Source organism: Oxalobacteraceae bacterium OTU3CAMAD1, assembly GCA_024123915.1.
GTDB lineage: Bacteria > Pseudomonadota > Gammaproteobacteria > Burkholderiales > Burkholderiaceae_D > Rugamonas.
The window spans coordinates 501562-527684 of record CP099650.1 but is presented as its reverse complement, the minus strand read 5'-3'; the positions used below and the strand labels follow the sequence as shown (position 1 = coordinate 527684).

General features: G+C 64.0%; 23 protein-coding genes and 2 pseudogenes. 9 read left to right on the top strand and 16 right to left on the bottom strand.

The genetic code is table 11. The annotated features are described in order from the left end of the window. Window positions 1–5 precede the first annotated feature (5 nt). Genes NHH88_02210 through NHH88_02195 form a run of 4 tightly spaced genes read left to right on the top strand, consistent with a single transcriptional unit; the run spans window position 6 to window position 6887 of the window. On the top strand, window positions 6–1310 hold the full coding sequence (locus NHH88_02210) for an efflux RND transporter periplasmic adaptor subunit (GenBank protein ID USX14628.1): 1305 nt from the start codon (window positions 6–8) through the stop codon (window positions 1308–1310). A 33-nt stretch (window positions 1311–1343) separates the two neighbouring features. Continuing rightward, window positions 1344–2024, top strand: a complete 681-nt coding sequence (locus NHH88_02205) for an ABC transporter ATP-binding protein (GenBank protein ID USX14627.1) — start codon at window positions 1344–1346, stop codon at window positions 2022–2024. 17 nt (window positions 2025–2041) lie between these two features. Beyond that, a complete protein-coding gene (locus NHH88_02200) occupies window positions 2042–4435 on the top strand; it encodes an ABC transporter permease (protein ID USX14626.1) in 2394 nt (797 codons plus the stop codon). A gap of 13 nt (window positions 4436–4448) precedes the next feature. Further along, a complete protein-coding gene (locus NHH88_02195) occupies window positions 4449–6887 on the top strand; it encodes an ABC transporter permease (GenBank protein ID USX14625.1) in 2439 nt (812 codons plus the stop codon). A gap of 66 nt (window positions 6888–6953) precedes the next feature. On the opposite strand, the gene NHH88_02190 is transcribed toward NHH88_02195, so the two are convergent. Together NHH88_02190 and NHH88_02185 are read right to left on the bottom strand one after the other, a co-directional pair. After that, on the bottom strand, window positions 6954–7841 hold the full coding sequence (locus NHH88_02190) for an FKBP-type peptidyl-prolyl cis-trans isomerase (GenBank protein ID USX14624.1): 888 nt from the start codon (window positions 7839–7841) through the stop codon (window positions 6954–6956). Between the two features lie 120 nt (window positions 7842–7961). Further along, a complete protein-coding gene (locus tag NHH88_02185) occupies window positions 7962–9842 on the bottom strand; it encodes a potassium transporter Kup (protein USX14623.1) in 1881 nt (626 codons plus the stop codon). Between the two features lie 232 nt (window positions 9843–10074). On the opposite strand from NHH88_02185, the gene rarD reads away from it, so the two are divergent. After that, the gene (rarD, locus tag NHH88_02180) at window positions 10075–10947 is read left to right on the top strand and encodes an EamA family transporter RarD (protein ID USX14622.1); all 873 of its coding nucleotides are present in this window, start codon (window positions 10075–10077) and stop codon (window positions 10945–10947) included. Between the two features lie 7 nt (window positions 10948–10954). On the opposite strand, the gene NHH88_02175 is transcribed toward rarD, so the two are convergent. The 3 genes from NHH88_02175 to NHH88_02165 are packed head-to-tail and all read right to left on the bottom strand — an operon-like array spanning window position 10955 to window position 13814. After that, entirely contained in the window at window positions 10955–11899 is a 945-nt protein-coding gene (locus NHH88_02175; protein ID USX14621.1) for an alpha/beta hydrolase, read from the bottom strand. 20 nt (window positions 11900–11919) lie between these two features. Next, window positions 11920–13491 (bottom strand): peptidase M61, encoded by a 1572-nt coding sequence (locus NHH88_02170; GenBank protein ID USX17513.1) that lies wholly within the window; start codon window positions 13489–13491, stop codon window positions 11920–11922. Beyond that, window positions 13416–13814 carry a hypothetical protein gene (locus NHH88_02165; protein USX17523.1) on the bottom strand — a complete coding sequence of 133 codons (399 nt, stop codon included), beginning with the start codon at window positions 13812–13814 and terminating at the stop codon, window positions 13416–13418. Before NHH88_02165 ends, NHH88_02170 begins: the two co-directional genes overlap by 76 nt. A 174-nt stretch (window positions 13815–13988) precedes the next feature. On the opposite strand from NHH88_02165, the gene ettA reads away from it, so the two are divergent. Beyond that, the gene (ettA, locus tag NHH88_02160; GenBank protein USX14620.1) at window positions 13989–15656 is read left to right on the top strand and encodes an energy-dependent translational throttle protein EttA; all 1668 of its coding nucleotides are present in this window, start codon (window positions 13989–13991) and stop codon (window positions 15654–15656) included. A 65-nt stretch (window positions 15657–15721) separates the two neighbouring features. Here the strand turns inward: ettA and NHH88_02155 are convergent, their stop codons facing one another. From NHH88_02155 to NHH88_02140, 4 genes and pseudogenes are all read right to left on the bottom strand, one after another. Next, the gene (locus NHH88_02155; protein USX14619.1) at window positions 15722–16306 is read right to left on the bottom strand and encodes an outer membrane beta-barrel protein; all 585 of its coding nucleotides are present in this window, start codon (window positions 16304–16306) and stop codon (window positions 15722–15724) included. Between the two features lie 194 nt (window positions 16307–16500). Beyond that, a pseudogene (locus NHH88_02150) lies at window positions 16501–17547 on the bottom strand (methyl-accepting chemotaxis protein). A 180-nt stretch (window positions 17548–17727) separates the two neighbouring features. Next, window positions 17728–18210: pseudogene (locus NHH88_02145) on the bottom strand (MCP four helix bundle domain-containing protein). Window positions 18211–18463: 253 nt separating this feature from the next. Then, complete coding sequence (locus tag NHH88_02140; GenBank protein USX14618.1) at window positions 18464–19060, bottom strand: alpha-ketoglutarate-dependent dioxygenase AlkB; 597 nt, start codon at window positions 19058–19060, stop codon at window positions 18464–18466. A 43-nt stretch (window positions 19061–19103) separates the two neighbouring features. Between NHH88_02140 and NHH88_02135 the strand changes: the two genes are divergently transcribed. Beyond that, on the top strand, window positions 19104–19685 hold the full coding sequence (locus tag NHH88_02135; GenBank protein USX14617.1) for a molybdopterin-dependent oxidoreductase: 582 nt from the start codon (window positions 19104–19106) through the stop codon (window positions 19683–19685). A 15-nt stretch (window positions 19686–19700) separates the two neighbouring features. Here NHH88_02135 and NHH88_02130 read toward each other — a convergent pair whose 3' ends face one another. From NHH88_02130 to NHH88_02105, 6 genes are all read right to left on the bottom strand, one after another. Continuing rightward, entirely contained in the window at window positions 19701–20063 is a 363-nt protein-coding gene (locus NHH88_02130; GenBank protein USX14616.1) for a hypothetical protein, read from the bottom strand. A 276-nt stretch (window positions 20064–20339) separates the two neighbouring features. Continuing rightward, window positions 20340–21173, bottom strand: coding sequence for a DUF2520 domain-containing protein (locus NHH88_02125; protein ID USX14615.1), 834 nt, complete (start codon window positions 21171–21173; stop codon window positions 20340–20342). Then, window positions 21173–21784, bottom strand: coding sequence for a DUF924 domain-containing protein (locus tag NHH88_02120; protein USX14614.1), 612 nt, complete (start codon window positions 21782–21784; stop codon window positions 21173–21175). The genes NHH88_02125 and NHH88_02120 overlap by 1 nt, the downstream gene beginning before the upstream one ends. Window positions 21785–21787: 3 nt before the next feature. Next, complete coding sequence (locus tag NHH88_02115; protein USX14613.1) at window positions 21788–22534, bottom strand: MgtC/SapB family protein; 747 nt, start codon at window positions 22532–22534, stop codon at window positions 21788–21790. A 9-nt stretch (window positions 22535–22543) separates the two neighbouring features. Continuing rightward, complete coding sequence (locus NHH88_02110) at window positions 22544–22807, bottom strand: hypothetical protein (GenBank protein USX14612.1); 264 nt, start codon at window positions 22805–22807, stop codon at window positions 22544–22546. Next, on the bottom strand, window positions 22804–24618 hold the full coding sequence (locus tag NHH88_02105; protein ID USX14611.1) for an aminopeptidase P family protein: 1815 nt from the start codon (window positions 24616–24618) through the stop codon (window positions 22804–22806). The genes NHH88_02110 and NHH88_02105 overlap by 4 nt, the downstream gene beginning before the upstream one ends. Here NHH88_02105 and NHH88_02100 point away from each other — a divergent pair. Both NHH88_02100 and NHH88_02095 read left to right on the top strand, forming a co-directional pair. Next, window positions 24617–24835 (top strand): nucleotidyltransferase domain-containing protein, encoded by a 219-nt coding sequence (locus tag NHH88_02100; GenBank protein ID USX14610.1) that lies wholly within the window; start codon window positions 24617–24619, stop codon window positions 24833–24835. The two genes, NHH88_02105 and NHH88_02100, sit on opposite strands and share 2 nt — an antisense overlap. A gap of 57 nt (window positions 24836–24892) precedes the next feature. After that, window positions 24893–25312 (top strand): nucleotidyltransferase domain-containing protein, encoded by a 420-nt coding sequence (locus tag NHH88_02095; GenBank protein USX17512.1) that lies wholly within the window; start codon window positions 24893–24895, stop codon window positions 25310–25312. A gap of 123 nt (window positions 25313–25435) precedes the next feature. Here the strand turns inward: NHH88_02095 and NHH88_02090 are convergent, their stop codons facing one another. Next, on the bottom strand, window positions 25436–26047 hold the full coding sequence (locus NHH88_02090) for a Crp/Fnr family transcriptional regulator (GenBank protein USX17511.1): 612 nt from the start codon (window positions 26045–26047) through the stop codon (window positions 25436–25438). Window positions 26048–26123 lie beyond the last annotated feature (76 nt).

Below are 26123 nucleotides of genomic sequence, written 5' to 3'. Positions count from 1 at the left end.
CCCGTATGCAGATCAAAAAAAATATCGACCAGCCAAATCCGGGACTGCCGGCCAGCGGCGCCGCGATGGACACCGTGGTACCGCGCCGGCGCGGGAAAACCATCGCCATCGCGGTCGCCTCGGTGCTGACGTTGGCCGCCGCCGGCTATGCGCTGTGGTCCTGGATGCCGCGCGGCTTGCAAATCGACGGCGCCGACCTGCGCATCGGCCAGGCCGCGCGTGGCGTCTTCGTCGACGAAATCGTCGTGCGCGCCAACGCCGAACCGCTCAACTCCGTGATCCTCGATTCGGTGGAATCGGGCCGGGTCGAGGAGGTGCTGGCAAGCGACGGCGCACTGGTCAAAAAAGGCCAACTGCTGTTCCGCATCTCCAACCCGCAACGCAACCTGGAACTGCTGGCGCGCCAGTCCGAACACGCGGTCAGCATCTTCAACCTCTCGAATCTGCGCGTGGCGCAGGAGGCCAGCGCCAGCGACCACCGGCGGCGGCTCGACGAGCTGCAATTCGAGGTGGACCAGGCGCGCAAACAGCACCAGCGCAATGCGCGGCTGGCCGCGCAGGGCTTCATCTCCAGCGTGGCGCTGGAGGAATCGGCCGACAAGCTGGACCAGCAACAACGCCAGCTGGCCAACGAGCAGCGGGCATCGAGCACCGAGGACAAGGTGCGCAGCGCCGCCGCCCAGCAGCTCGAAAGCGCCATCGACGGTCTGAACTCGGGCCTGAAGCTGGTCTCCGGCACCGTCGACGCGCTGGCGGTGCGCGCGCCGGTCGAAGGCCGGCTCACCAATTTCCGCCTGCAGGTGGGCGAATCGATCGCCACCGGCAAAAACATCGGCCGCATCGACGATCCTGTGCGCTTCAAGCTGTCGGCCAGCGTGGACGAGTACTACCTTAATCGCATGGCGGTCGGCCGCAAGGGCAGCGTCAAACAGGACGATAAAAGCTACGCCGCCGACATCAGCACCATCTACCCGCAGATCAAGGAAGGCCGCTTCACGGTTGAAATGGTGTTCAAGGACAGCCAGCCACCGGTGCTCAACCCCGGCCAGAGCCTGGACGCCCGCATCACCCTGGGCGAACCGGCGCCGGCGCTGCTGCTGCCCAACGGCGCCTTCATCAACGACAGCGGCGGCGCCTGGGTCTACGTGGTCGACGCCAGCGGCCGTGGCGCGCAACGGCGCGCGGTGCGCGTCGGGCGCCGCAACAACAGCCAGATCGAGGTGCTCGAAGGCCTGGCGGCCGGCGACAAGGTGATCCTGTCCAGCTACGCCGCCTACGGAAATTCACCCAGGCTGCAGATTACGCAGTAAATTCACATCCACACCACCAAAAGGCAAACCCACATGCTCAAACTCGTCGGCATCAGCAAAATCCACCAGGCAGGGGAAATCCAGACCACGGCCCTGGACCGCATCGACCTGGAGATCGAAGCGGGCGAATACGTCGCCATCACCGGTCCGTCCGGCTGCGGCAAATCGACCATGCTGGGCATCCTGGGGCTGCTGGACACGCCCAACCACGGCGAATACTGGTTCGAGGGCCGCAATGTGGCCGGGTGGAGCGAATCGAAGCTGAACCAACTGCGGCGCGGACGCATCGGCTTCATTTTCCAGAGCTTCAACCTGATCGAGGAGCTGACCGTGTTCGAAAACGTCGAACTGGCGCTCGAATACAACGGTACTCCGGCGCGCGAACGGCGCGAGCGCGTCACGGCGATGCTCAATAAGCTGGGCGTCGGCCACCGCGCCGCGCACCGCCCCTCGCAACTGTCGGGCGGCCAGCAGCAGCGCGTGGCGATCGCGCGCGCGCTGGTGGCCGGCCCCGCCGTGCTGCTGGCGGATGAACCGACCGGTAACCTCGACACCGCCCACGGCGACGAAGTCATGCGCCTGCTGCGCGAGATCAACGCCGAGGGCACGACCGTGGTGATGGTGACGCACTCGCCGGACCACGCGGCGCAGGCCTCGCGCACCATAAACCTGCTGGACGGCCGCATCATGGTCGACGCCCTGCAAGCCGCTTAAGCGTCAGGATCAACGCCATGAACCTGCGCGATTTCCGCATCGGCTGGCGCCTGTTGCTGCAACAGCCGGCCTACTCCATCGTCGTCACCGGCGGGCTGGCGATCGGCTTTGCGGCCTGTTTCCTGCTGTTCGGCTTTGTCGCCTTCTGCCTGAACTACAACAGCAGCGTGCCGGACAACGACCGCCTGATGGTGGTCAAGCAGCGCATCAACGTCTTTCCACGTCCCGAATGGCAAACCATCGGCTATCTGCCGCTGCGCGACATCGCGCTGGCCAGCGGGCTGGTGGAACGGGCCAGCATCGTCAGGGGCATCGACAAGCCGCTGCGCGCCGCCGGCACGCTGCATGCGATGGACTTGAACGTGGTCGATCCGGCCTTCGGCCCGTTGTTCGGCATCTCCGCATCGGCCGGCGATCTGCAAGCGGCGCTGACGCAGCCGGACGGCCTGGCGCTGACCAAGACCGCCGCCCGCAAGCTGTTCGGCGAAGCGCCGGCGCTGGGCCAAAGCGTCAAAGTCGGTGACAATGTGCTGCAAGTGCGCGCCCTGCTGCCAGATCCCCCGGCCAATTCCAGCCAGCTTTACGAGGCGCTGATCGGTAGCAAGAGCAGCGCCTGGCCCGAGCGCGAGACCGCCTTCACCAACTGGTCGCGCGGCACTGTCTACATGAAGCTCAAACCCGGCGCGTCGATGGAGGCGCTGGCCGCGCTGCTGCAGGACGCCACCGAAAAGTCGCCGATGAACCAGCGCGTCAAGGCAGGTCCAATGGGCGCCGCGCTCAATGGCCGCAACGTCTCGGACATCAAGCTGCTGTCGCTGCGCGACGCCTACTTCGACCAGGAACTGCTCAATAGCCGCGCGGCGCAACGGTATGGCCAGCGCAGCACCGTGTTCGGCATGGCCGCCGGCGGCTTGCTGATCCTGCTGCTGGCGGCCATCAACTATGTCAACCTGGCCACCGTGCGCACCTTGCGCCGCCAGCGCGAGATCGGCTTGCGCAAACTGCTCGGCGCCAGCGCGGGGCGACTGGTGCGCCAGTTCCTCAGCGAGGCGGTGCTGACCGCGCTGATCGCGACCGTCGCGGGGCTGATGCTCGCGTGGCTGCTGCTGCCGGTGTTCTCCGACATGGTGAACCGCCCGCTGGACGGCATGTTCACGCCGCTGCGCTGCGCGATCGCGCTGGCGTTCGGGGCTTTCATAGGCGTTTGCGCCGGTGCCTACCCCGCCTGGATCGCCCTGCATTCGCTGCCCGGGGCGTCGCTGACGGGACGCGGCAACAGCGAGACGGCGGCCGGGCTATGGGTGCGCCGCGTGCTCACCGTACTGCAATTCGCCAGCGCGATGACGCTCGGCGCCACGGCGCTGGCGGTCGGCTGGCAAACCTGGTTCGCCAGCCACGCGTCGCCCGGCTTCGACACGGCCAACCTGATCGCGCTGCCGCTCCCCGACGGCGCCGCGGGCAAGCCCGAAGCCACCGCGTTTATCGAACAGCTGCGGCGTGTGCAGGGAGTGGAGGCGGTGGCCGCGATTTCGGAAGCGGTGGGACGCGACGGCCTCAAACTGGTCAACATCGTCATCGGCAAGGACGGCAGGGAGATTCCGATGGAGGCCAAGTACATGTCGCCGAACTGGTTCGAAGTGCACCGGATACGCGCGCTGTATGGAGAACTGTTCAATCCCGCGCACGATCCCAACGACACCAAGAACCTGGGCGGCGTGGTGCTGAACCAGGCGGGCGCGCTGGCGCTCGGATATGCCTCGCCACAGGATGCGGTGGGCCAGGCGACGCCGAGCGGCCTGCGGATCAACGGCATCGCGCCGGATATCCGCTTCCAGGGACTGCGGCAGCCGGCCAAGGCCATCATCTACGGCATTCGTCCGGCCGGCGTGCTGTCGGTCCGCACCGATGGCCGTCTGGCCGACGCCTACGGCGCCATCGAGCCGGTATGGCGCCGCCACTTCCCCAACGACATCCTGGAGATCACGTCGCAGGAGGCGGTGCTGGCCGAACCCTATACCGACGATGCGCGCCTGGTGCGCATCCTGGTCACCACCAGCGTGGTGGCGATCGCGCTGGCGGCTTTCGGCATCTACGTGTTGTCGGCCTACAGCGTGCAACGCAGCCGGCGCGAGATCGTCATGCGCAAGCTGCACGGCGCGCGGCGTTTCGATATCGCGCTGATGATGGCTCGCGAGTTCCTGTCGCTGATCGGCGCCGGCGCCCTCATCGGGCTGCCGCTGGCGGCCCTGGCGATCGAACGCTATCTCGCCAGCTATACCGACCGCGCGCCGATCGGCATGTGGACGCTGGCGGCGGCGCTGGCGATGGCGGCGCTGGTCGCCCTGCTGGCAACCACGCGTCACACGGTGACGGCGTTACGCATGTCGCCGGCGTTGGCGCTAGGCGATTAAAAAGGAGATGCAAATGAGACTAAGGGACTTTCGCATCGGCTGGCGCCTGCTGATCCGCCAACCGTTCCAATCGGCCGTCGAGCTGCTGGGATTGGCGACCGGCTTCGCGGTCTGCTTCCTGCTGCTCGGGTTTATGGCTTACTCGTTCAGCTACGACAGCGACGTGCCGCAGCGCGAGCGCGTGTACGTGATCAAACACCGGCTCAACTTCATCCCGCAGCCGCAGTGGATGGAGTACACGCCGTTCGCGCTGCGCGAGGTGGCGCTGCGCAGCGGCCTGCCGCTGGAGGCCAGCGTGTGGTGGCCGCACAAGACGACGGCGTCGCTGCGAGGCCGCGAGCGCGAGCTGGAGGTCATGGCGGTGGATCCGGCCTTCGAGCGCATCGCCGGCCTGCGGGCGCGGGAAGGCAACCTGCAACAGGCGCTGACCTTGCCTGATGGCCTGGCGGTAACGCAACGGACCGCGCTGGCCTTGTTCGGCACCGTCGATGCCCTTGGCAAGACCGTGGACATCGCCGGTCAAACCTTGCAGGTGCGCGCCGTGCTGGACGACCGGCCGGGCAACAGTACCTTGCAGTTCGGGGCGATGGTCGGCATCGGCAGCGCGCTGTGGCCGGACACGGAGCGCCAGCGGGCGCTATCGAACTGGATGGGTATCGAAGGCCGGATCTACGTCAAGACCGGCGCCGGCGTCAGCGCGCAGGCGCTGCAAAAGGTCCTGCAGGATGTCGTCGATCGCGCCCCGTGGGAGGGCCTGGCAACGCCGGAGATGAAGACCACGCTGGATGGTCGCAAGATGGTCGACATCGGGCTCGGTCCACTGGCCGACGCCTACTTCGACCGCAGCGTCGCCAACACCCTGGGCACCGGCCCGCGCGGCGACAGGCGCCTGGTGCTGGCCATGGGCGCGGCCGGGCTGCTGATCCTCGGCGTGGCGGTGGTCAACTACGTCAACCTGGCGACGGTGCGCACCCTGCGCCGTCAGCGCGAGATCGCCATGCGCCGCGTGCTGGGCGCCACCACGGGCCGGCTGCTGACGCAGTTCATGGCCGAATCCGTGCTGCTGTCGCTGGCCGCCGCCGCGCTGGGCATGCTGCTGGCGTGGCTGGTGCTGCCGCTGTCGTCCGAACTGCTGGACCGCCGGCTCGACGGCGTTTTCACGCCGCTGTCGCTGGCGCTCGGCCTGCTGTTCGGCGTTGTGGTGGGCGTGCTCGCGGGCCTGTATCCGGGCTGGCTGGCGCGCGGCGTCGACATGGGCGAAGCGCTGGCCCACCGGAGCGGCGAGACCGCCGGCGGCGCGTGGCTGCGGCGCGTGCTGACGGCCCTGCAGTTCGCCACGGCGATGGCGACGGGCAGCGTGGCGCTGGCGATCCTGTGGCAGACGCAGTTCGCCGGCCGCGTGCCGCCGGGCTTCGATCCGGCGCCGTTGCTGGTGGTGGAAATGAGCAAAGGGCTGGACGATGCGCGGGCGCGGGCGTTCCGCGACGCCGTCGCGCGCTTGTCGGAGGTCGCCGGCGTGGCGGACAGCGGCTCTGTGCCCGGCCGCGACGACCACACCGGCACACGGGGCAGCACGTCGGCGCGGCGTGCGGACGGCAGTACCGCCGCTTTGACGGTGCAATTCGTCAGTCCCGAGTTTTTCGATGTCTACGGCCTGTCCGCCATCGCCGGGCGGCTGTTCGACCCGCGCATCGACAACAACGCCGGCGCCAGCAAGGATGGAGAGCGCAATATCGTCATCAACCGGGCGGCAGTGACGGCGCTGGGCTGGAATTCGATGCAACAGGCGCTGGGCCAGCGTCTCCCCGACTCCAACTGGCGCATCGTCGGCGTGGCGCCGGACATCCGCTGGTACACCTTGCGCGAACCGGTGGCGCCGATGCTGTACCTTCCGGCCGAAAGCAGCCGCCTGCTGACGGTGCGGATGCGCGCCGCGCCATCGGCAAGCGGCGCGGCCGAGGCGCTGGAGCGGGCGATCTCCGCGACGGCGCAGCGCTACTTCCCGACATCCCCGCCGATCATACGGCGCGCCGGCGGCTACCACGCCGAGGCGTATGGGGACGACCTGCGCGTGGCCAGGATGCTGGCCTGCGCCACCGGCGTGGTGTTCGCGCTGGCGGCGTTCGGGATCTACGTGCTGGCGGCGAACAGCGTGCAGCGGCGCGCGCGAGAGATCGTGCTGCGCAAGCTGCATGGCGCCGGCCGCGTGGCCATCGGCGCGCTGGTGGGACGGGAATTCCTGCTGCTGACGGGTGTCGCCGCGCTGGTCGGGCTGCCGCCGGCCGCGCTGGCGATCCAGCACTATCTGGCGCCGTTCCTCGAGCGCACGCCACTGGGCGGCTGGGCGCCGGCGGCGGCATTGGCCATCGCGCTGCTGATCGTGGCGGCGGCCACCGCGCGCCACACCTTGACGGCGATGCGCATGTCCCCCGCGAGGGCGCTGCGCGACTAGAGCACAGGGACGAAAAAAATGGCAGCCATCTGATTGGCTGCCATTTTCATTTCCATGCGCTGCGGATCAATTCACCGACATCAGCTCGATATCGAAGACCAGGTTGGCGTTAGGTGGAATCGTGGTGCCCGATCCGGTCGCGCCGTACCCGAGCGCGGGCGGGATGAACACGGTGCGTTTGCCGCCGACCAGCATACCTTCCGTGCCACGGCTGAAGCCAGGGATGACACTGCCGGTGCCGGTGACGGTACCAACGGTGAACGTCAAGGTACCGTACGGCGCAGTGGCAGTGGCGCCCGGATCGAAGCGCGCGCCTTTGAGGCTCTCGCGCGTGCCGTCGTAGAAGTAACCGCTGTAGCGCACCGTGACGCTCTTGCCGAGGGCGGCGACGGCGCCCGTGCCGGCCGTGACCTCGACGATCTTCAGGTCCGTCGGCGGCGCAACGTTAGGCTGCTTGACCACCTTGGTAACGTTGATCAGCCGCAGTTCGTAGACCAGCGGCGCATTGGCCGGAATCGCGGCGTACTGGAAACCCGCGACCGTTTGCGCCAGGCGCGTGGAGTCGCCGTAGGCCAGGTTGGCCGGCAGCGTGGCCAGGCGCACGCCACCCACGCGCATGCCGGCGGTGGCGAGATCCCAGCCGCTCGGCACGATGCCGCCAACGCCCAAGGTGAACGGCGGCGCCGTCGTGTTGGTGTCGATCGAGCTTTCCACTTTGGCGCCGATGCCGTCGGTCTTGGTGGCGTCGTACAGGTAGCCGGTGTAGGCCACCGTCACCAAATCGCCTTTTTCCGCCAGCGTGGTGGTGTCGGCGCCGGGACCGACCGTGACATCCTTGATCGCGTACGCCGGCTGCGGCACCACAACCGGATCGGATTTCTTCGAACCGCCACCGCAGGCCGTCAAGATCGCCAGGCAGGCAACAGCAACAATAATGTGAAACTTCGATTTCATGATGACCTTTGATGAACAGTTCATATTCGTGCAAGCTTTTAGGAGCAGAAGTTTAGCAGACGCCGGCCCCTCCGCCCCAAGCACTACATTCGGTTACATCTTTTAGCGCCGTTTGTGTGCTTATATTTCCACTTGCGTACCAAGTTCGATGACGCGGTTGGGCGGAATCTGGTAGTAGTCGGCCGCGCCACGGGCGTTGCGCGACATCGTCACGAACAGATGCTCGCGCCATGGCGCCATGCCGTGGCCAGGGGTCGAGATGACCGTCTGGCGGGCGATGAAGAACGACGTTTCCATCATCTCGAACGGCAGGCCCAGACACTCGCACTGCGCCAGCACCTTGGGAATATCCGGTTCGTCCTTGAAGCCGTAGAACACATTGACCTGATAGCACTGGTGTCCGAGGTCGATCACCTTGACCTGCTCGGCCTCCGACACCCATGGTTCCTCGACGATATGCACGGTAAAGAACACCACGCGCTCGTGCAGCACCTTGTTGTGCGACAGGTTGTGCAGCAGCGCGTGCGGCACGCCGTCGCTTTCGCCGCGCAGGAAAATGGCGGTGCCGTAGACCCGCGTGGGCGGCGCCACGAACAGCGACGACAGGAACTCCTCGAGCGGGATGGCGTGCTTTTGCAGATTCTTGAACACCAGCTCGCGCCCGCGCTTCCAGGTCAGCATGATGGTGAACAGGATGATCGCCAGCAGCAGCGGGAACCAGCCGCCGTGGAACAGCTTGAGCGTGCTGGCCGAGAACAGCAGGATGTCGATGACGATGAAGAAACCGGTGGCGCCAAAGCACAGCCACAGCGGCAGGTGCCAGCGGTAACGGATCACGAAGAAGGTCAGCACGGTGGTGCACAGCATGGTGGCCGTGACCGCGATGCCGTAGGCGCCGGCCAGCTTGTCCGACGAGCCGAAGCCGATCACCGCCATCAGCACCACCACCAGTTGCAGCCAGTTGACCGCCGGGATGTAGACCTGGCCGATCTCTGTGGCCGAGGTGTGCAGGATGCGCATGCGCGGCAGCAGGCCCAGGGCGATGGCCTGCTTGGTCATCGAGAAGGTGCCGGAAATGGTCGCCTGCGAGGCGATCACCGCCGCCATCGTCGACAGCACCACCAGCGGATAAACGCTCCATGAACCCAACTGGTTGAAGAACGGGTTGGACACCGCCTCCGGGTGCGTCAGCAGCAGCGCGCCCTGGCCCAGGTAGTTCAGCGCCAGCGCCGGGAACACGATCAGGAACCAGGCCGCGCGGATCGGTTTTTTGCCGAAGTGGCCCATGTCGGCATACAGCGCCTCGGCGCCTGTGAAGGCAAGCACCACGGCGCCCAGCGCGACGAAGGCGATCATGCGGTTTTCCAGCATGAAGTGGAAGGCCTTCATCGGATTGAGCGCGTACAGGATCTGCGGCGCGGCGACGATGTTGATCACGCCCATGACGGCCAGCGCGACGAACCAGATCACCATGATCGGTCCGAACCAGCGGCCGATGCCGGCCGTGCCCTGGCTTTGCACCGCGTACAGCGACACCAGCACGATGATCGACAGCGGCACGATGTACTGCTCCAGGCCCGGCGCGGCCACTTCCAGGCCCTCGATCGCGCCCAGCACCGAGATGGCCGGCGTGATGACGCTGTCGCCATAGAACATGGTGGCGCCGAACACGCCCAGCAGCATCAGCGGAAAGTGCCAGCGCGGCGCGGCCTTGGTGACGGAGTTGAGCGCCAGGGCCATCAGCGCCATGATGCCGCCCTCGCCGCGGTTGTCGGCGCGCAGCACCAACGTCACGTATTTGAGCGAGACGATCATCGTCAAGCCCCAGAAAATCAGCGAGATGATGCCTTGCAGGTTGAATTCGTTCAGCACCAGGCCGTGGTCTGGGTCGAAGATGGTTTTGAGGGTGTAGAGGGGGCTGGTACCGATGTCGCCGTAGACGATGCCGACCGCCGCCAGGGTCAGGGCGGCGACACTGCTTTTCTTGTGTTGCTCGGTCAAGGTTGCACCTGTTGTTGTTTTGGTGCGTTGCACAATAGGATAACTATTTGCAAAAGGCAAGGAAATTTTGGCATACGCAGGCATTCCAATTAGTCAATAACGCCAGTGTACGCTGCTGCGGCCGCAAGCGCGAGCCTGGCGCGCTGTCGGGACGCCGTTGTTGCCCTGCGGCCAGCAAGGGCCCGTTAATTGCGCGATAATGTCGACCCACCTCCTTTCGCCGCTGCGCACCATGAACCCAGGTATTGTCTACGCCGCCTTCGCGTTCTTTTGCTGGGGACTGTTCCCGCTGTATTTCCACGCGCTGGCCGAGGTACCGGCGCTGGAAATGCTCGCGCACCGCATGCTGTGGTCGCTGCTGTTCCTGGCCATCGTGCTGACCGCGCGGCGCCAATGGAAATGGCTGCCGCACACCCTGGGGCGGCCGCGCGTGCTGGCCAGCTTCGTCGCCAGCGCCGTGTTGCTGTCGGCAAACTGGTTCGTTTATATCTGGTCGGTCAACAACGGCCACGTCATCGACGCCAGCCTCGGCTACTTCATCAATCCGCTGGTCAATGTGCTGCTGGGCGTGGTGGTGCTGAAGGAAAAGCTGCGGCGCGCGCAATGGATCGCGATCGGCGTGGCGGCCTGCGGCGTGCTGTGGCTGACGTGGTCGGCCGGCCAGGTGCCGTGGATTGCCCTGATTTTAGGCATCACCTTCGGCTCCTACGGCCTGCTGCGCAAGACGGCGGCGCTCGCCGCGCTCGAGGGGCTGTCGCTGGAAACGATGATCCTGTTCCCGCTGGCGCTGATCTACGTGGTCTGGCTGACGATGAACGGCCAGAACACCTTCGTCAACAGCGAATTCGACAGCACCCGCTGGCTGCTGGCGGCGGCCGGGCCGATCACGGCCATTCCGCTGCTGCTGTTTGCCGCCGGCGCGCGCAAGATTCCGATGGCCGCGCTTGGGTTGCTGCAGTACCTGTCGCCGACCATGCAGGCGCTGCTGGGCGTGTGGGTGTTCCACGAAGCGTTTCCGCCGGCGCGCCTGATCGGCTTTGTCATCATCTGGGCCGCGCTGGCGTTGTACGTGGCCGAGGGCCTGTGGGCCGGCCGGCGCCGGTAGCCTCCGCCTACCTGGCGGCGGCCAACGTCCGGATGATCGTTACCTGGAACTTTTCCGGTTCATCCTGATGAATTTGATGCCCCGATTGTTCAAACAGGTAGAGTTCCTTCTTCTTCGCCTGTAACGCCTCGGCATAGCGGACAGTGATGCTCGTCAACGTCTGGATATCATTCTTGCCGACCAGGAAGTAGATCGGGCAGTCGACTTTCTTCAACGACGCGTTCAGATCGATGGTCATCACTTCGTTCCAGACCGGAGACCAGGCTTTCGACCATTGCAGAAAACCATTCTTGAAGCCGGTGCTGGCCGCGAAGGCCTTGCCGTCCTTGATGAAGAGCCATTTTCTCAGGTAGAAAAGATCTTCGTCTGTTTTGAACGGCACGCTCACGGCGGCCAGTTCATCGCTGGCGGCGGCGTTGTCCTTAAAGTGAAGCTTCAAGGTTTCAAGCAATTCCTTTTCGCTTGTCAACTGGCTGACCACCGGATTGACGGCGAAGTAAGCGCTTAATAGTTCCGGATGGGTTTTGACGACATGAAAACCCAGCACATTCCCCCACGAGCTACCCAACAAATAGATCTTTTGCTGTTTCAGCTCGGTCCTGACGAATTTGATGACCTCAAGCGTGTCGCTTTCCATTTGCGCGAGCGAAGGCTGGATGGGAGAAGGATTCAATTTCAGCGTCTTGCCGGCGTCACGCTGATCCCATTGAACAATCGTGAAATGCTTTCTCAGTTGGTCGGTGAAAGCGGCCGCATTATTGATCATGGAACTTCCCGGCCCGCCCGATAAAAAGAGCAGCGCCGGCTTGTCCGCGTCGTCGGTCTTGATCTCGACAACCTGCTTGATGCCGCCGATATCGGGGGTGAATGTCCGGTCGATGTTTACCGGGGCGGCGGTGGACGGCAACGGCATCAGGTTCGCTATGCAAAGCAAAAATATGGCTTTTATCATGGTTTTATCAGCGCTGGCGTTTATAGGACGGCAGGACTCGGGGCCAGCAGGCGTTCGAGCCGATCCGGGGTGCCGGGGAGGCGCTCGAGGCGCGGATAGCGAAGCGAGCCGTAATATGGTATCAGCACGGTTTGCGACTGCCCGTCGGCCTCGAAGCCAAGCGAAATCGGCTGTTTCGTCGCGGCTGCCGACTTGATCGCCTGTTTGAGGGCCTCGTCGGTGTAAGGCTGCTCGCCGACCTTGGTCAACCTGGCCCCGATACCGACGCCGGCGCGGAAGGCCGGCCCTTCCCACGCCACCGTTTTCACCACGCCTTTCTTGCCGACCGTCACGCCCAGCGAGGCGCTCAAATCCATGCCGCCGACGTTGAAATCCTCGTTTTGCACGAAATATTCAGTCGCCTCGTCGGTGTAGACCAGGCGGTAGCCGGCACGCGCCAGGCCGTTTAGCAAGTGGCTGTCGTCGTGCGCCCGCAGGCGGGTGTTGAAATAGCCGGCCCAGTCGTAGGGCGCGATCGCGCTAAGGGACTTGCAGACGTCGGCGAAGGTGTAGGTGCTGGTCGCCAACGCATTGTTCACCGCGCCAAAGAAGGCGCCGGCGAAATCGGCGAGGCTATGTTTGCCGCCGGTGCGCTCCCGTAACAGCATGTCGACGTCCAGCCACAGCAGCACGCCCTCGCCGTAATAATCCTCGCGCCGCTGCCAGTCGCGCCATTGCATCCGGCGCCCGGGCATGTACAGCGGGTCGTTGGTGGTGTCCGCCAGCGATTTCCACTGGCGGCCGGTGCGGGCGACGGCGTTGGCGGCGTCGACGGCCAGCGCGTCCATCGTTTGCTGGCGGGTGCGCAGGCCCAACTGCGCAGCCAGCATCCTGCCCCAGAATTCGGTTTGCCCCTCGTACACCCACAACAGGCTGCCGCGCACCGGCTGGTTCATCGTCGGCGACCACAGGTCGGCCGGCTGGCGGAAGCGGCCGTTCCACGAGTGCGCGTATTCGTGGACGATCAAATCGGCCATCGGCAGATGGGCGTCCGGCCGGGTGAAGAAATCCAGCGCAAAGTTGTTCTCGCTCGATTCCTGGTGCTCGCGCCCGCCGCCAGAGGGCAGGATGTCGGACACCGTCAGCAAAAAATCGTAGTGGCGGTAGTGCTCCGAGCGGAACAACCGGGGAAGTGCGGCGGCCATCGCACGGTATTTGTCCAGCATGCCCGGCGGAATGGCCAGCGCGGCCTCGTTGTCGCCGATCATGTTCAGGCGGACGGGACGGACGGCGCCGGGCGCCAGGTCGAACCGTTTGAAATAGCGGCCGGCGTGCACAGGTGCGTCCACCAGGTTGTCGAAGGTGGTGGGCTTAAACGACACCAACTGGTCCTGGACGGCGGCCGTCTCCAGCGACGTCGCATATTGAAAGCCGGCCGGCAGCTTCAGCTCCGCCCGCACGGCGATGTTGCGGATGAACCAGCCCGCCGGATACAGCGCGACTTTTTGCCACGGCAAGGTCAGCATGTCGCGGCTCATCAGCACGTTGCCGGCGGTCGGCGAGAGGAACTGGAATTCCACCTCCAGTTCGCGCGCGCCTGCCGGCACGTCGATATGGAAGGCGTACGGGTCGCCGCCATCGCGCAGCCAATCGATGCGCCGGCCTTGACGATCAGGCCGGCCAGGCCGGTCAGTTCCTGCGTAGCCGAGTGGCTGTCGGTTTCCCACTGTGGATACATCAGCACCATCTTCCTTCCACCCTGGACGGGAATGGTTTGGCGCACGCGCAGGATCTTATGGACTTGATCGGTAGCGTCGACGCTCAACTTGATCTCGCCCTTGAACGGGATGTCGCGCGGCGCCGGCAAGGTGTCAGCGCCCGCCGTGGCGGCTGCCGAGGCGATGCAAAAAAAGACTGCGCAAATCGTATTTTTCATGGATGTTGATAGAAATAAAGAACAGCCCAGATCAGCACGATCCGTGCCATCGCTAAGTCCTTGAATTTGCTGAAACGGGGTGTCCGGATGCGCGCGCAATGTGTCCGGCGCTGTCCGCTGCGCCTATAATGCTGGATACGGATTATCACTTACTCTTTTGAAAGTTCCCCCTGAATGGCAAATTACGTCTACACCATGAACCGCGTGGGCAAAATCGTCCCGCCCAAGCGCCAGATTCTGAAAGATATTTCGCTGTCCTTTTTCCCAGGCGCAAAAATCGGCGTGCTGGGTCTGAACGGCTCGGGTAAGTCGACCTTGCTGAAAATTATGGCAGGCATCGACACCGACATCCAGGGCGAAGCCGTGCCGATGCCGGGCCTGAACATCGGCTACTTGCCGCAGGAACCGCAGCTCGATCCCGAAAAAACCGTGCGCCAGGAAGTCGAATCGGGCCTGGGCGAAGTGTTCGAGGCGCAAGCCAAGCTGGAGGCCGTGTACGCCGCGTACGCCGAAGAGGACGCCGACTTCGACGCGCTGGCCACCGAGCAGGCCCGTCTGGAAGCGATCATCTCGACCTCCGACGGCGGCAACCTGAACCTGCAACTGGAAATGGCCGCCGACGCGCTGCGCCTGCCGCCATGGGACGCCAAGATCGGCGTGCTGTCCGGCGGCGAAAAGCGCCGCGTGGCGCTGTGCAAGTTGCTGCTGTCCAAGCCGGACATGCTGCTGCTCGACGAACCGACCAACCACCTGGACGCCGAGTCCGTCGAATGGCTGGAGCAGTTCCTGCTGCGCTTCCCGGGCACCGTGGTCGGCATCACCCACGATCGCTACTTCCTCGACAACGCCGCCGAGTGGATTTTGGAACTGGACCGCGGCCATGGCATCCCATGGAAGGGCAACTACTCGTCCTGGCTGGACCAGAAGGCCAACCGCCTGAAGCAGGAAGAATCGACCGAATCGGCGCGTCAAAAAGCGCTGGCCAAGGAATTGGAATGGTCGCGCCAGAATCCGAAGGCGCGCCAGGCCAAGTCCAAGGCCCGCCTGGCCCGATTCAACGAGCTGAGCGAGTACGAATACCAGAAGCGCAACGAGACCCAGGAGATCTTCATCCCGGTGGCCGAGCGTCTGGGCAACGAAGTGATCGAGTTCAAGAACGTCTCGAAAGCGTTCGGCGACCGCCTGCTGATGGACAACATCTCGTTCACCATCCCGCCTGGCGCCATCGTCGGCATCATCGGCCCGAACGGCGCCGGTAAATCGACCCTGTTCAAGATGGTGGCCGGCCTGGACAAGCCGGACAGCGGCGAAGTGGTCATCGGCCAGACCGCCCGCGTCTCGCTGGTGGACCAGAACCGCGACACCCTGAGCGACAGCAAGAGCGTGTTCGAGGATGTCTCCGGCGGCGCCGACATGCTGACCGTCGGCCGCTTCGACATGCCGTCGCGCGCCTACCTGGGCCGCTTCAACTTCAAGGGTTCGGACCAGCAAAAGATCGTCGGCAACCTGTCCGGCGGTGAGCGCGGCCGTTTGCACCTGGCCAAGACCCTGCTCAAGGGCGGCAACGTCCTGCTGCTCGATGAACCGTCGAACGATCTGGACATCGAAACCTTGCGCGCGCTGGAAGACGCGCTGCTCGAGTTCGCCGGTTCCGTGCTGGTGATCTCCCACGATCGCTGGTTCCTGGACCGTATCGCCACGCACATCCTGGCGTTCGAAGGCAACTCGCAGGTCACCTTCTTCGACGGTAACTATCAGGAATACGAAGCCGACAAGAAGAAACGCCTGGGTGAGGAAGGCGCCAAGCCGAAGCGTATCCGTTACAAACCGCTGACCGTGTAAGCACGGCGGTGTAAACGAAAAAAAGCCACCTCGCGGTGGCTTTTTCCGTTGCTGGTGCTCGAAGCTTAGAACGCGTAACGCACACCTGCCGTCACAGCGCCGCTCTTGCGACCGGTGTCGATGTCGTTCTTGCCGTAGTTTTCATATTCCAGCGAGACTTTGACGTTTTTGTTGACGGCGTATTCAGCACCGACCGACGCGTACAGCGCGGTCTTGTCCTTGTCGCCGCTCACCGTCGAGAAACCGGTGGTGGTCACTTCGTTGGTGTTGCGTGCCACGCCCAGCTTGCCGAACAGCGCGATCTGCTGGTTCACAGGCCACGTGCCCTTGCCGGCCAGGTAGTAGGAATGCGCATCGGTGCGCACGCCGCCAGGCAGGCCGTTGGAGGTGTAGTTGTACGACTTTTTACCGAAGTCGGTATAGCCCGCTTCCACAGCCCAGGTCTGGTCGATGTTGTAACCACCGTAGACCTTGCCGCCGGCCTTGTAACCGCTGTGGTTGTCGCCGCTCAGCGCGTTTGGCGCGTTGAACTCGTAACGGCTGCCAACCACACCGGCGCCGACGTAACCGGTGCCAGCGTCATCGGCGAAGGCGGAAGTTGCGCTCATGGCGGCAGCGGAAGCGACTAATGCGAACAGAATTTTTTTCATGATATCGATCTTTCAGCAAAATGATTGAAGTGGGACTTGCTTGGGATCGCAGTTCTTTGAATTGCGATGTGTTCAAGATAGCACTCCGACCACCCTACGTCACGACCGAATTAGTAATAAGTGTGACCAAGTGTAAGCCATATGTTTCATGGTATAATCACCTATTCGCCAAACTTAAGCCAAGCTTAAGAGATTTAAAATTCCTCCCAATCGGAGGTTGCGGTGCTGGCGGCCGCCTTGTTTTTGCTGGCATCGGACACACGTAACGGCGCCTTGACCGGCCTTGCGGGCGGCTTGGCCAGAACACGCGGCGTTTTCGCCCCCGCCATCGCGGGCGCAGCCAGCGCGGCGTGCTGTCGCTCCAGACGGAACACGCTGACGATCTCCGACAACCTCCTGGCCTGGTCCTGCATCGATTCCGACGCCGCCGCCGATTGCTCCACCAGTGCCGCGTTTTGCTGCGTCACCTGGTCCATCTGCACGATGGCCTCGTTGATCTGCTCGATACCCGTGGATTGCTCGCCGCTGGCCGCCTGGATATCCGCCATGATGTCGGTCACGCGCTGGATGCTGGCGACGATCTCGCGCATCGTCAGACCTGCCTGGTCGACCTGTTTGGCGCCGGCGTCGACCTTGCTCACCGAATCGTCGATCAACTGTTTGATTTCCTTGGCCGCCGCCGCCGAGCGCTGCGCCAGGTTGCGCACCTCCGAGGCGACCACGGCGAAGCCCCTGCCCTGCTCGCCCGCGCGGGCCGCCTCGACCGCCGCGTTCAGGGCCAGGATGTTGGTCTGGAACGCGATGCCGTCGATGACGCCGATAATGTCGGCGATCTTGCCCGACGATTCGTTGATCGCGCCCATCGTGCCGATCACCTCGTCCACCACCGCGCCGCCCTTCTGCGCCACCTCCGAGGCCGACCGCGCGAGGTTGTTGGCCTGGCGCGCATGCTCGGCGTTCTGCTTGACGGTGGAGGTCAGTTCTTCCATCGACGAGGCGGTCTCTTCAAGCGAGCCGGCCTGCTGCTCGGTGCGAGCCGACAAGTCTTGCGTGCCGCTGGCGATCTGCGACGAGGCGGTGGCGATCATGTCGGTACCGGCGCGCACCTCGCCAACGATGCCGCCGAGGCTGTCGCGCATGGTTTTCATCGCGAACAGCACGCTGTCGTGGTCGTTGTGGCGCAGCGCCACGTCGACGGTCAGGTCGCCGGCAGCGATCTTGCCGGCCACGTCGGCGGCGTAGGCAGGTTCGCCACCGAGCTGGCGTGTGAGCGCGCGGGCGATCAGCGCGCCCGAGCCGAGGCCGGCGCACAGGCTGCCCAGCACCAAGCCGATCATCAATGCCTGGCTCGATTTGAACAGCTCGGTGGTGTCATCCGATTTCTGTTTGGCGCGCGCCTCTTTCACCTTGGTCAGCGCGGTCAGCATGTCGTCCAGCACGTCGGCATGCTTGCGCGCGGCCAGCAGCATCTGGTTCAGTTCGTCGCTCCGCTGCGCCAGTGGCTCGGCGTCGGCGCGCGTGAGCGCGCGCGACAACAACTGCCGGTAGTCGCGCGCCGAGGCGACGTAATCGTCGAGCATTTTTATCCCCTGCGGCAGCACGAACAGCGGGCGCGCCTTTTGCAGGTAATCATCGACGGTGGCCAGATACTTGTCGATGTCGCGGCGATGGCCGGCGCGCTCTTCGGCCGAGGTCGCCAGCAGGAAACTGTTGCGCGAGCGGCCCGCGTAGATCAGGTTGATGTTGGCTTCCTTGATGTACGAAAGACCCATCAAGTCTTCCAGGTACATGCTGTCGGCCTGGTCGTTGATATGGCTCATGTTGATGATGCCGATGCAGGCGACAACCGCGCCAAGTACTGCGACAAAAACAAATCCCAAGATCAGCTTGGTGCGGACTTTCATGCTTCTGAACATAACGCCCTCCCCGTTTTGAGAAGGCAAAGATAGCAGCCGGGCGCATGCCTGTATCGCCCGAAAAACGGTGTCGATCGACAGCGTCTTGGGGCCTAGGTGATGTCTGTCCAGAACAGCGGCCCGGGAATCCGCAAAAATGGGCCGGAATGCAGGAATTGTTCAATACACCGAGTGACTATTCACACTTTTTTTCTGGTCTTGCAAGCTGCAAGCTGTAGCCGCCGCCCAACAATTGAGTGGATCAGGCAATCATGCGGAAGGTGAGATTGATGCGCGGACCGCGTGGCGTACGCTCCTTGTTGATGCCGTGCAGCCAGTGTTGCTGCAAGGTGCCGGCCATCAACAGCAGGCAGCCGTCGCCCAGCGCCAGCTTGACGGTTTTCGGCAGGCGCCGGTGCTTGAGGATGAAGGTGCGCGGCGCGCCGAAGCTGACCGAGGCGACGGCCGGCTCCGGTCCCAGCTCGCGCTCGTCGTCGGCGTGGAAGCCCATACTGTCGCGCTCGTCTCGGTAGTAGTTCAGCAGCACGCTGTTGAAACGCCGCCCCGTGGCGCGCTCGACCGCCTCCTTGATGTGCAGTTGCAGCGGCGTGAACGGCAGCGGATGGAAGGTCTTGCCGGAATAACGATAGCTTGCCTCGCCATGCCAAGCCGTCAGGCGCGGCTGCATATGCAGCTTGCCCCAGACCTGCACCTGTTCGTGGCGCCAGTCGGTCTCGTCGAGCAGGCGTTGCATGACCTCTTGCGGGGGCCAATCCAGCGCCAGGCGCTGCTGAAACCACAGTTCGCCATCCTCGATCGGGATCGGTGTCAGGGCGGCGTCGTCGGCGAATAAGTCCATGCGCGGTATGATACCGGCACTACGCGATCGAGGAGAATTCCGCATGAAAAAACGCCAGTTCCTGGGCACCGCCGTCGCCGGCGGCCTGGCCTCGGCCTTGCCGGCCGGCGCGGCCTCCCCCGCCGCCACCGGCCCCGCATTGCTGACCGTTACCGGCGCCATCGGCAAGCCGAATCGTGGCAAGTTCGATCCGGTGCGCGACCAGATGATGTTCAAGCAAAAGCTGGGTTTCGATAAGGCGCACGCGTTTACGTTCGCGGCGCTGGCCGCGCTGCCCGCCGTCACTATCAAGCCGACCCTGGAGTACGACGCCAAGGCGCACACGCTGAGCGGCCCGCTGCTGCTGGACGTGGTCAAGGCGGCCGGCGGCGCGCTCGGCGACAACGTCAAGCTGGTGCTGCGGGCGGTGGACGGCTATGCGGCCTCGATCACGATGGCGCAGGCGCGCGCGCAGCGCTACATCGTCGCCACCCACATGGACGGGGCGGCGATGGCGCTGGGCGGGCTCGGTCCGCTATGGGCGATTTACGATGCCGACAAGGTGCCCGGGATGGCAGGCAAACCACTGCCGGAGCGGTTTGGTTCCTGCCCGTGGGCCTTGTATCACATCGAGGTGGCGGCGTAACGCCGCGCGGAAGTTTTAAGCGTAGGCTTCGGCCAGGGTCATCACGCGCGGTGCGATGGTGATGCCGATGCCGCTGAACAGCGCGGTGATGGCGGCCATGTTGGCTTCCATTTCCTCGGCCTTCCAACCCTGGAACAGGTCGGTGCCGTCCTTCTGGAAGTGCAGGTCCAGCACCTTGCCGCGGTCCTTGTGGGTGTAGCCGCCGCTATAGGTGTTCTTGAAGCCCATCGCGGCCAGCGCGGCCAGCACTTCGGCCGGCGGATTGTCCGGATCGGTGGCCATGAAGACGCCGAAGGTCTTGCCCGGCGGCTTGGCGGCGATGTCGACGTCGTAAATGCCTGGCGCCTTTGTGACGGTCGTACTTTTCAAAAATAACATGTTCTTACCCCTATCCAATTGGCGCCGGCTGCAGTCCTGCTGACGTGTTGTATTGTGTACTTCTTGATTCTCAAAGAAAACATTCTGAGGAACAAGCTTATTGCGAATTGCCGCGTTTGTCGACAAATCCCGCCACTTATTTGTGAATTCGTACCAATAAAACTGCAACCTCTGACCACAGATGGCGCCGGAGCACAGGCAACCCTGTCTGAAATATAGTTGTTATGTAGTAATTTGCAAGGAGATAAGTGCCGAAGCGCGCGGCGCGCGCGCCCGTCAGGGCAGCTTGTGATGTTTTCTGTGCGCCAGGGCGGCCGTCGGCGCCACCAGGGCCTGGTACAGCTCGCCGGTGTTGGCGTCCCAGCCGGCCACAGCGCGTTGCTGGCGCTCGACCATGGCCATGTCGCCACGCGCGATCGGCCCGCTCAGCGCGGCGGCGGCGCCCAGACGGAACACATTGGCCATCGATTCGGACGCCAGCGGCTGCGCCATTTGCCGCGCCACCGGCTCCGGCACGCCGGCGGCCTGGTAGGCGCGCAGCGCGGCGTCCAGCACCGTCACCAGATAGTTGCTGGCGAAGACGGCGGCCGCGTGGTACACGGTCTTGGCCGACGCCTCGATCGGCACCGGCTGCGCGCCGATCGCCGTCAAGGCCGGCGTGAGCAGCGCCAGCGCGCCGGCGTCGCCCTCGATGCCGCAAAAAGTGCCGGTGAATTGCGCGGCCACCGCCGACGGGTCGGCGAAGCTGCGGATCGGGTGCACGCTGGCGACCAGCGCGCCGGCGTCGCGCGCGGCCCGCAATTGGTCCGACGCCAGCGCGCCGCTGCAGTGGAACACCACGCTGCCGTCCAGCGGCACGGCCCGGGCCAACGCGGCGCAGGCGTCGGCGATCTGGTCGTCGCCGACGGCCAGCACGTGCACCGCCGCCGGCTGCAACTGATCGTAGCGTTCGACCGCGTCGCCGGCGCCGATGAAGGCCACGCCGTCGCGGGCGGACGCCACGGAGCGCGTGAGCACCTGCTGGATATTGAAGCAGCCGTGGCGCGCGAACAGGCGCCCCAGCACGCGCCCCACATGCCCGGCGCCGATCAGGTTGAACCCCGGCGTCATCAGAATCCCGATCCCGGCTGCTGGAGATAGGCCTGTTCTTCAGCGGTCGATGGCCTGTTGAGGATCGCGTTCCGGTGCGGGAAGCGGCCGAAGCGGCCTATCACCTCGCGGTGGCGCTGCGCGTAATCGAGCATGCCGGCGATGCCCTTGAGGGTGGCTTCCGACGCCACATCGCGTTCTTCGCTCTCCATGCCCGTGTAAAGCGCCACGGCCAGCTCCTGCATCGCCAAGTCCTCGGCGTGCTCGAAAGGCAGGTAGACAAAGGCGCGCTGCAACGGCGGCAGCGCCACGTCCTGCCCGGCGTCGACCATCGCCTGCGCCGCTTGCAGCGCCAGCGCGTCGCCGGCGAACGCCTGCGGCGTGCCGCGATGGACGTTGCGGGTGAACTGGTCGAGCAGCAGGATGCGCGCCAGTTGCGACTGCGGACCTTCCGCATCCCATTCCAGCAGGCCGCCGGCCAGCGCCTGATCGATCAGCGTGCCGAAACGGCTGCTGATTTCACGGTCGAAGGCGTCGTCCTTCTGGAACCACTCGCGACGCGGTGCGTCGGACGGCTGGCCCGGACCTGGCTGGAACCAGAAACCGAATACGGCTTGAGCTTGTTCATTCATCGTTTAATTCCTCGCGTGCGACAGCTGGAAGCTGTGGATGCCGTCGAATGCGGCCAGTTCGGCCGACAGCACCGCCATCGGCGCGCCACTGCGCTTGCTCAGCGCGATGGCGACGAAGCGCCATTCCTGCTGGCCGCCGTCGCTGCCGATCATCAGCGAGCCGCCGGCGATCTCGTACCCGCGCTGCAGCGCCATCGCCCTGAGCGCCGGCTCCTGCGGCATATAGCCGGCCTTGAAGCGCATCGTGATCGCGATCGCATGCCGCGACGGCAGCCACGCCTCCACGCGGGTCAGGAAAATCATCGAGCCGGCGCACAATATCGCCAGGCCGATCGCGCCCAGATAAAAGCCCACGCCCACCATCACGCCGATCACCGACGAAGCCCAGATCGACGCGGCCGTCGTCAGGCCGCTGATGTTGAAGCCTTCGCGCATGATCACGCCGGCGCCGAGGAAGCCGATGCCGGTGACGATGCCCTGGACGATGCGGGTCGGATCGGAGTTAATCAGGTACTGCGACACGTGGCCGCCGAACCAGTGCCCGGGATAGCCGCCGATGACGGTGAGCGCGGCCGAGGCCATGCACACCAGGCCATAGGTGCGCATGCCGGCCGCGCGGCCGTGGTACGAGCGCTCGTAGCCCACCATCAGCCCCAGTGCCAGCGCACCCAGTAGATTCAGCAGGATCACGGCGTTGGTCGCCAGTTCGTCGTGCGACCAGTAGGCACTCAGGAAATCGATGGCGGGCATGTCGAGCCTTTATTCTTTGGGTGCTTTTTTAACGAGCTGCTTTTCGAACGCCACATCGAGCTTGCTGACGCGCCGTGGCGGGCCGGGCGAGATGCCGTTGACGAAGGCGACGAAATCGTCGAGCTCCAACGGCGCGCACAGTGGCGGCAGGCCGGGGCCCTCGGTCAGGAAGAAGTGGCCGCTGCCGGTGCGCGACATCGAATACTTGGCGTTGCCGCTGCGGACCTTGAGGCGGTCGACGGCCGACGTGGCCCGGGTTGCGCGGCCGCTCATAGCGCCACCGTGCGGTTTTCCAGCCAGGCCAGCGCGTCGCCGGACAATAGCGGCAGCAAACGGCTGCGCACCGTGGCGTGGTAGTCGTTGAGCCAGCGCTTTTCGTCGTCGCGCAGCAGCGAGAGCTCGATGCATCGGGTGTCGATCGGGCACAGGGTCAGCGTCTCGAACTGCAGGAAGTCGCCGAAATCGGTCTGGCCGGCGGGCCGGTTGAGCACCAGGTTTTCAATCCGGATGCCCCATTTGCCCGGGCGGTAAAGGCCCGGTTCTATCGATGTAATCATGCCTGGTTCCATAGCGGTGTGCGGCTCCGGCATCGCCGACTGCGAGATCGACTGCGGGCCTTCGTGCACGTTGAGGAAATAGCCGACGCCATGGCCGGTGCCGTGACCGAAATCGAGTCCTTCGGCCCATAGCGGCGCGCGGGCGATGGCGTCGAGCATCGGGGATTTGGTCCCGCGCGGGAAGCGCGCGGACGACAGCGCGATGACGCCCTTGAGCACCAAGGTGAAGTCGCGTTTATGTTCGGCGGTGATGGCGCCGACGGCGACCACGCGGGTGATATCGGTGGTGCCGCCCAAATACTGGCCGCCGGAATCGATCAGCAGCAGGCCGTCGCCTTCGATCACCGCGTGATGCGCCTCGCTGGCGCGGTAGTGCATGATCGCGCCGTTGGCGCGGAAGCCGGCGATGGTGGCGAAGCTCGGACTGATAAAGCCCGGCCGGCGCGCGCGCGCCGCAGTGATGTGGTGGTCGATCGCCACTTCGGTCAGCGGTGTTCTGGCGGGATCGGCCAGCGTTTGCTCCAGCCACGTGAAAAACTCGCACAGCGCGGCACCGTCGTGCTCCATCGTCGCGCGGATGTGACTTGCATCCTGCTCGCTCTTTTGCGATTTGGCGAAGGTGGTCGGGTTGACCGCCTCGATCACGCGCACTTCCGCCGGCACGCACTGGCGGGTGCCGAAGGTGACGCGGCGCGGATCGATTAACAAGGTGGCATCGTGCGGCAAGTCGGCCAGCGCCCCGGCGACGGCACCGTAGGGTGCTATATAGATATGCTGTTCCGCCAGTTGGCTGGCCAGTTCGGCGGCGATTTTGCCGTCGGCGACGAACAAGGTCGCGCGGGTTGGCGTGATCAGCGCGTGCGCCAGGAAGACGGGATTGAAGTTGACGTCGGCGCCGCGCAGGTTGAATAGGTAGGCGATATCGTCCAGGGTCGAGATCAGGTGCCGGTCGGCGCCCAGCCGCTGCATCGCGTCGCGCAACTCGGCCAGTTTGGCGGTGCGGCTTTTCGACGCGTACGGCGGCTGGTGTTCGTAAACCGGCGCGGCCGGCAGCGCGGGACGGTCGGGCCAGATCTCGTCGAGCGGATCGAGATCGGTGCGCAGGGTGACGTTTTTTGCTTCCAGCGCCTGCCTTAACAGGCGCGCGATCGCCAGGCCAAGCACCGCGCCGTCCACCGCCAAGGTCTGGCCGGCTTGCAGCTTGGCAGCCAGCCAGTCGACATACTGCACGCTGGCGCCGGAGGTCAGCTTCATCAACTGGATGGAGGTGCCGGCCAGCTCTTGCTCGGCCTGAGTCCAGTAACGGGCGTCGGTCCAGACGCCGGCAAAATCGGCGGTGATGATGAAGGTGCCAACCGAGCCGGTGAACCCGGACAGCCATTCGCGGCCCTTCCAGCGGGCCGGCAGGTACTCGGACAGGTGAGGATCGGCCGAGGGTACCATCAGCGCGTCGATGCCGCGCCGACGCATCGCCGCCCGCAACAGCGCCAGGCGCTCGGTGACGTGGGTGGTATCTGAAGTATCCATGGGTAGCTTGAATCCGGTGCGCCGCCGGTGCGGCATAGCTTGTCGCTATGATACCGCGATTGCCTTAGCCCCGGTTTCCAATAACACGCAAATGAACCCTAGCAGTTCTGAAGAAATCCGACTCGAGATCATGCTGCGTCTTGCCGCCGTCGAGAAAGAACACAATATCCGTATCTTGCTGGCCGCGGAATCCGGCAGCCGCGCCCGGGGGCTTTGACTCGCCAAACAGCGACAATACATTCGCCTATTATTTATGTTGAAAATGGTCCCTTCGATGATTGGCGACGTATATTCGCGGCATAGTGGCATTTACCACTACCGAAGTATGGCAAAGACAAATTACCGGACCTATCTGCGCGAGGGGATGGTGCCATTGAAGAAATACTTCTATGTATTGAGACCTCTGCTTTCGGTGCGATGGCTGGAACGGTATCAGACACCGGCGCCAATCGACTTCCAGAAACTATTGCATCTGCTTGACGATGCACCGGAATTACTGACGGCAATTGACGAGTTACTGATAAAGAAACAGGCCGCTCCGGAAATGGGCTTGGCGCCGCAGGTGCCTATCTTGAACCAATTCATTGAAACGGAATTGGGCCGCCTGGAATCCGCGCACATCGAGCACATCGCTGGACCGAACGTTATCGACAGCCTCAATGCTCTATTACACGAAACAGTGCATCGTCGATAAATCGGATTCGCTAGAGGCTTAGGTTTGTAGCAGTCCGGCCCTTGAAGGCTGGCGTCCAGGCGGCATTTACGCGGCAATCATGCTAAATATTGGCGTGTATTCGCCAATTTTCGGCATGAGGCGCTAAGCTTCGTAGCGACGCAGGCCTTCCAGATCGAGAATGCGGATGCCGCCGTAATCGACGCGCAACAGGCCTTGTTTCTCCAGCAGATGCAAAGCCTGATGCGCGCGCTGACGAGATGCGCCGGAAAGTAGCCCTAATTCTTCCTGCGATATTTGAATCAATTTTTCCAGGCCGGGATAGAGATGGGAATTAAACATCGACGCCAGACATCGGGCCACGCGGGTATCCGGATTAAGCAGCCTGTCGTTTTCCACCATGCCAATAAATTGCCCGAGACGCTCATTCAATTGCATCAGCAGGAATCGCGTGAAAGGCAAACTCGAATCGAGTAACCACATAAATGTGGAAGCGGGCATGCGCGCTATGCGGGCATCACGTAAAGCCATCGCATCATATTTAAGAATCTCGTTTTTTAAAATGGACCCTTCGCCAAACCAGCCCCCAGCCGGCACACCGGTAAAAGTCACGCTTTTACCGGAGCGCGAAAAATTATTCATTTTGACCATGCCGTCGATAATACCGAGCCAATTCTCGACCATCTCCCCTTTACGGCAAACATAACCGCCTTTGGGAACGAAGGTTTCAAAGGTATCGGCCTCGACGCGCGCCATTTGTTCCGGCGTCAGGCTTTGCGCCCAAATTGCAGAGCGTAAGGCTGCTTTCAGGGAGAGTGGATGTTGATCAGAC

What these genes read in the sequence shown, in the direction of transcription:
- NHH88_02095 (USX17512.1), top strand. Translation starts at nt 24,893, where the DNA reads ATGATTGGCGACGTATATTCGCGGCATAGTGGCATTTACCACTACCGA.
- NHH88_02120 (USX14614.1), bottom strand. Translation starts at nt 21,784, where the DNA reads ATGAATGAACAAGCTCAAGCCGTATTCGGTTTCTGGTTCCAGCCAGGT.
- NHH88_02130 (USX14616.1), bottom strand. Translation starts at nt 20,063, where the DNA reads ATGTTATTTTTGAAAAGTACGACCGTCACAAAGGCGCCAGGCATTTAC.
- NHH88_02175 (USX14621.1), bottom strand. Translation starts at nt 11,899, where the DNA reads ATGATAAAAGCCATATTTTTGCTTTGCATAGCGAACCTGATGCCGTTG.
- rarD (USX14622.1), top strand. Translation starts at nt 10,075, where the DNA reads ATGAACCCAGGTATTGTCTACGCCGCCTTCGCGTTCTTTTGCTGGGGA.
- NHH88_02190 (USX14624.1), bottom strand. Translation starts at nt 7,841, where the DNA reads ATGAAATCGAAGTTTCACATTATTGTTGCTGTTGCCTGCCTGGCGATC.
- NHH88_02165 (USX17523.1), bottom strand. Translation starts at nt 13,814, where the DNA reads ATGAAAAATACGATTTGCGCAGTCTTTTTTTGCATCGCCTCGGCAGCC.
- NHH88_02090 (USX17511.1), bottom strand. Translation starts at nt 26,047, where the DNA reads ATGGCGCGCGTCGAGGCCGATACCTTTGAAACCTTCGTTCCCAAAGGC.
- NHH88_02195 (USX14625.1), top strand. Translation starts at nt 4,449, where the DNA reads ATGAGACTAAGGGACTTTCGCATCGGCTGGCGCCTGCTGATCCGCCAA.
- NHH88_02205 (USX14627.1), top strand. Translation starts at nt 1,344, where the DNA reads ATGCTCAAACTCGTCGGCATCAGCAAAATCCACCAGGCAGGGGAAATC.
- NHH88_02200 (USX14626.1), top strand. Translation starts at nt 2,042, where the DNA reads ATGAACCTGCGCGATTTCCGCATCGGCTGGCGCCTGTTGCTGCAACAG.
- NHH88_02100 (USX14610.1), top strand. Translation starts at nt 24,617, where the DNA reads ATGGGTAGCTTGAATCCGGTGCGCCGCCGGTGCGGCATAGCTTGTCGC.
- NHH88_02110 (USX14612.1), bottom strand. Translation starts at nt 22,807, where the DNA reads ATGAGCGGCCGCGCAACCCGGGCCACGTCGGCCGTCGACCGCCTCAAG.
- ettA (USX14620.1), top strand. Translation starts at nt 13,989, where the DNA reads ATGGCAAATTACGTCTACACCATGAACCGCGTGGGCAAAATCGTCCCG.
- NHH88_02115 (USX14613.1), bottom strand. Translation starts at nt 22,534, where the DNA reads ATGCCCGCCATCGATTTCCTGAGTGCCTACTGGTCGCACGACGAACTG.
- NHH88_02210 (USX14628.1), top strand. Translation starts at nt 6, where the DNA reads ATGCAGATCAAAAAAAATATCGACCAGCCAAATCCGGGACTGCCGGCC.
- NHH88_02155 (USX14619.1), bottom strand. Translation starts at nt 16,306, where the DNA reads ATGAAAAAAATTCTGTTCGCATTAGTCGCTTCCGCTGCCGCCATGAGC.
- NHH88_02135 (USX14617.1), top strand. Translation starts at nt 19,104, where the DNA reads ATGAAAAAACGCCAGTTCCTGGGCACCGCCGTCGCCGGCGGCCTGGCC.
- NHH88_02125 (USX14615.1), bottom strand. Translation starts at nt 21,173, where the DNA reads ATGACGCCGGGGTTCAACCTGATCGGCGCCGGGCATGTGGGGCGCGTG.
- NHH88_02105 (USX14611.1), bottom strand. Translation starts at nt 24,618, where the DNA reads ATGGATACTTCAGATACCACCCACGTCACCGAGCGCCTGGCGCTGTTG.
- NHH88_02140 (USX14618.1), bottom strand. Translation starts at nt 19,060, where the DNA reads ATGGACTTATTCGCCGACGACGCCGCCCTGACACCGATCCCGATCGAG.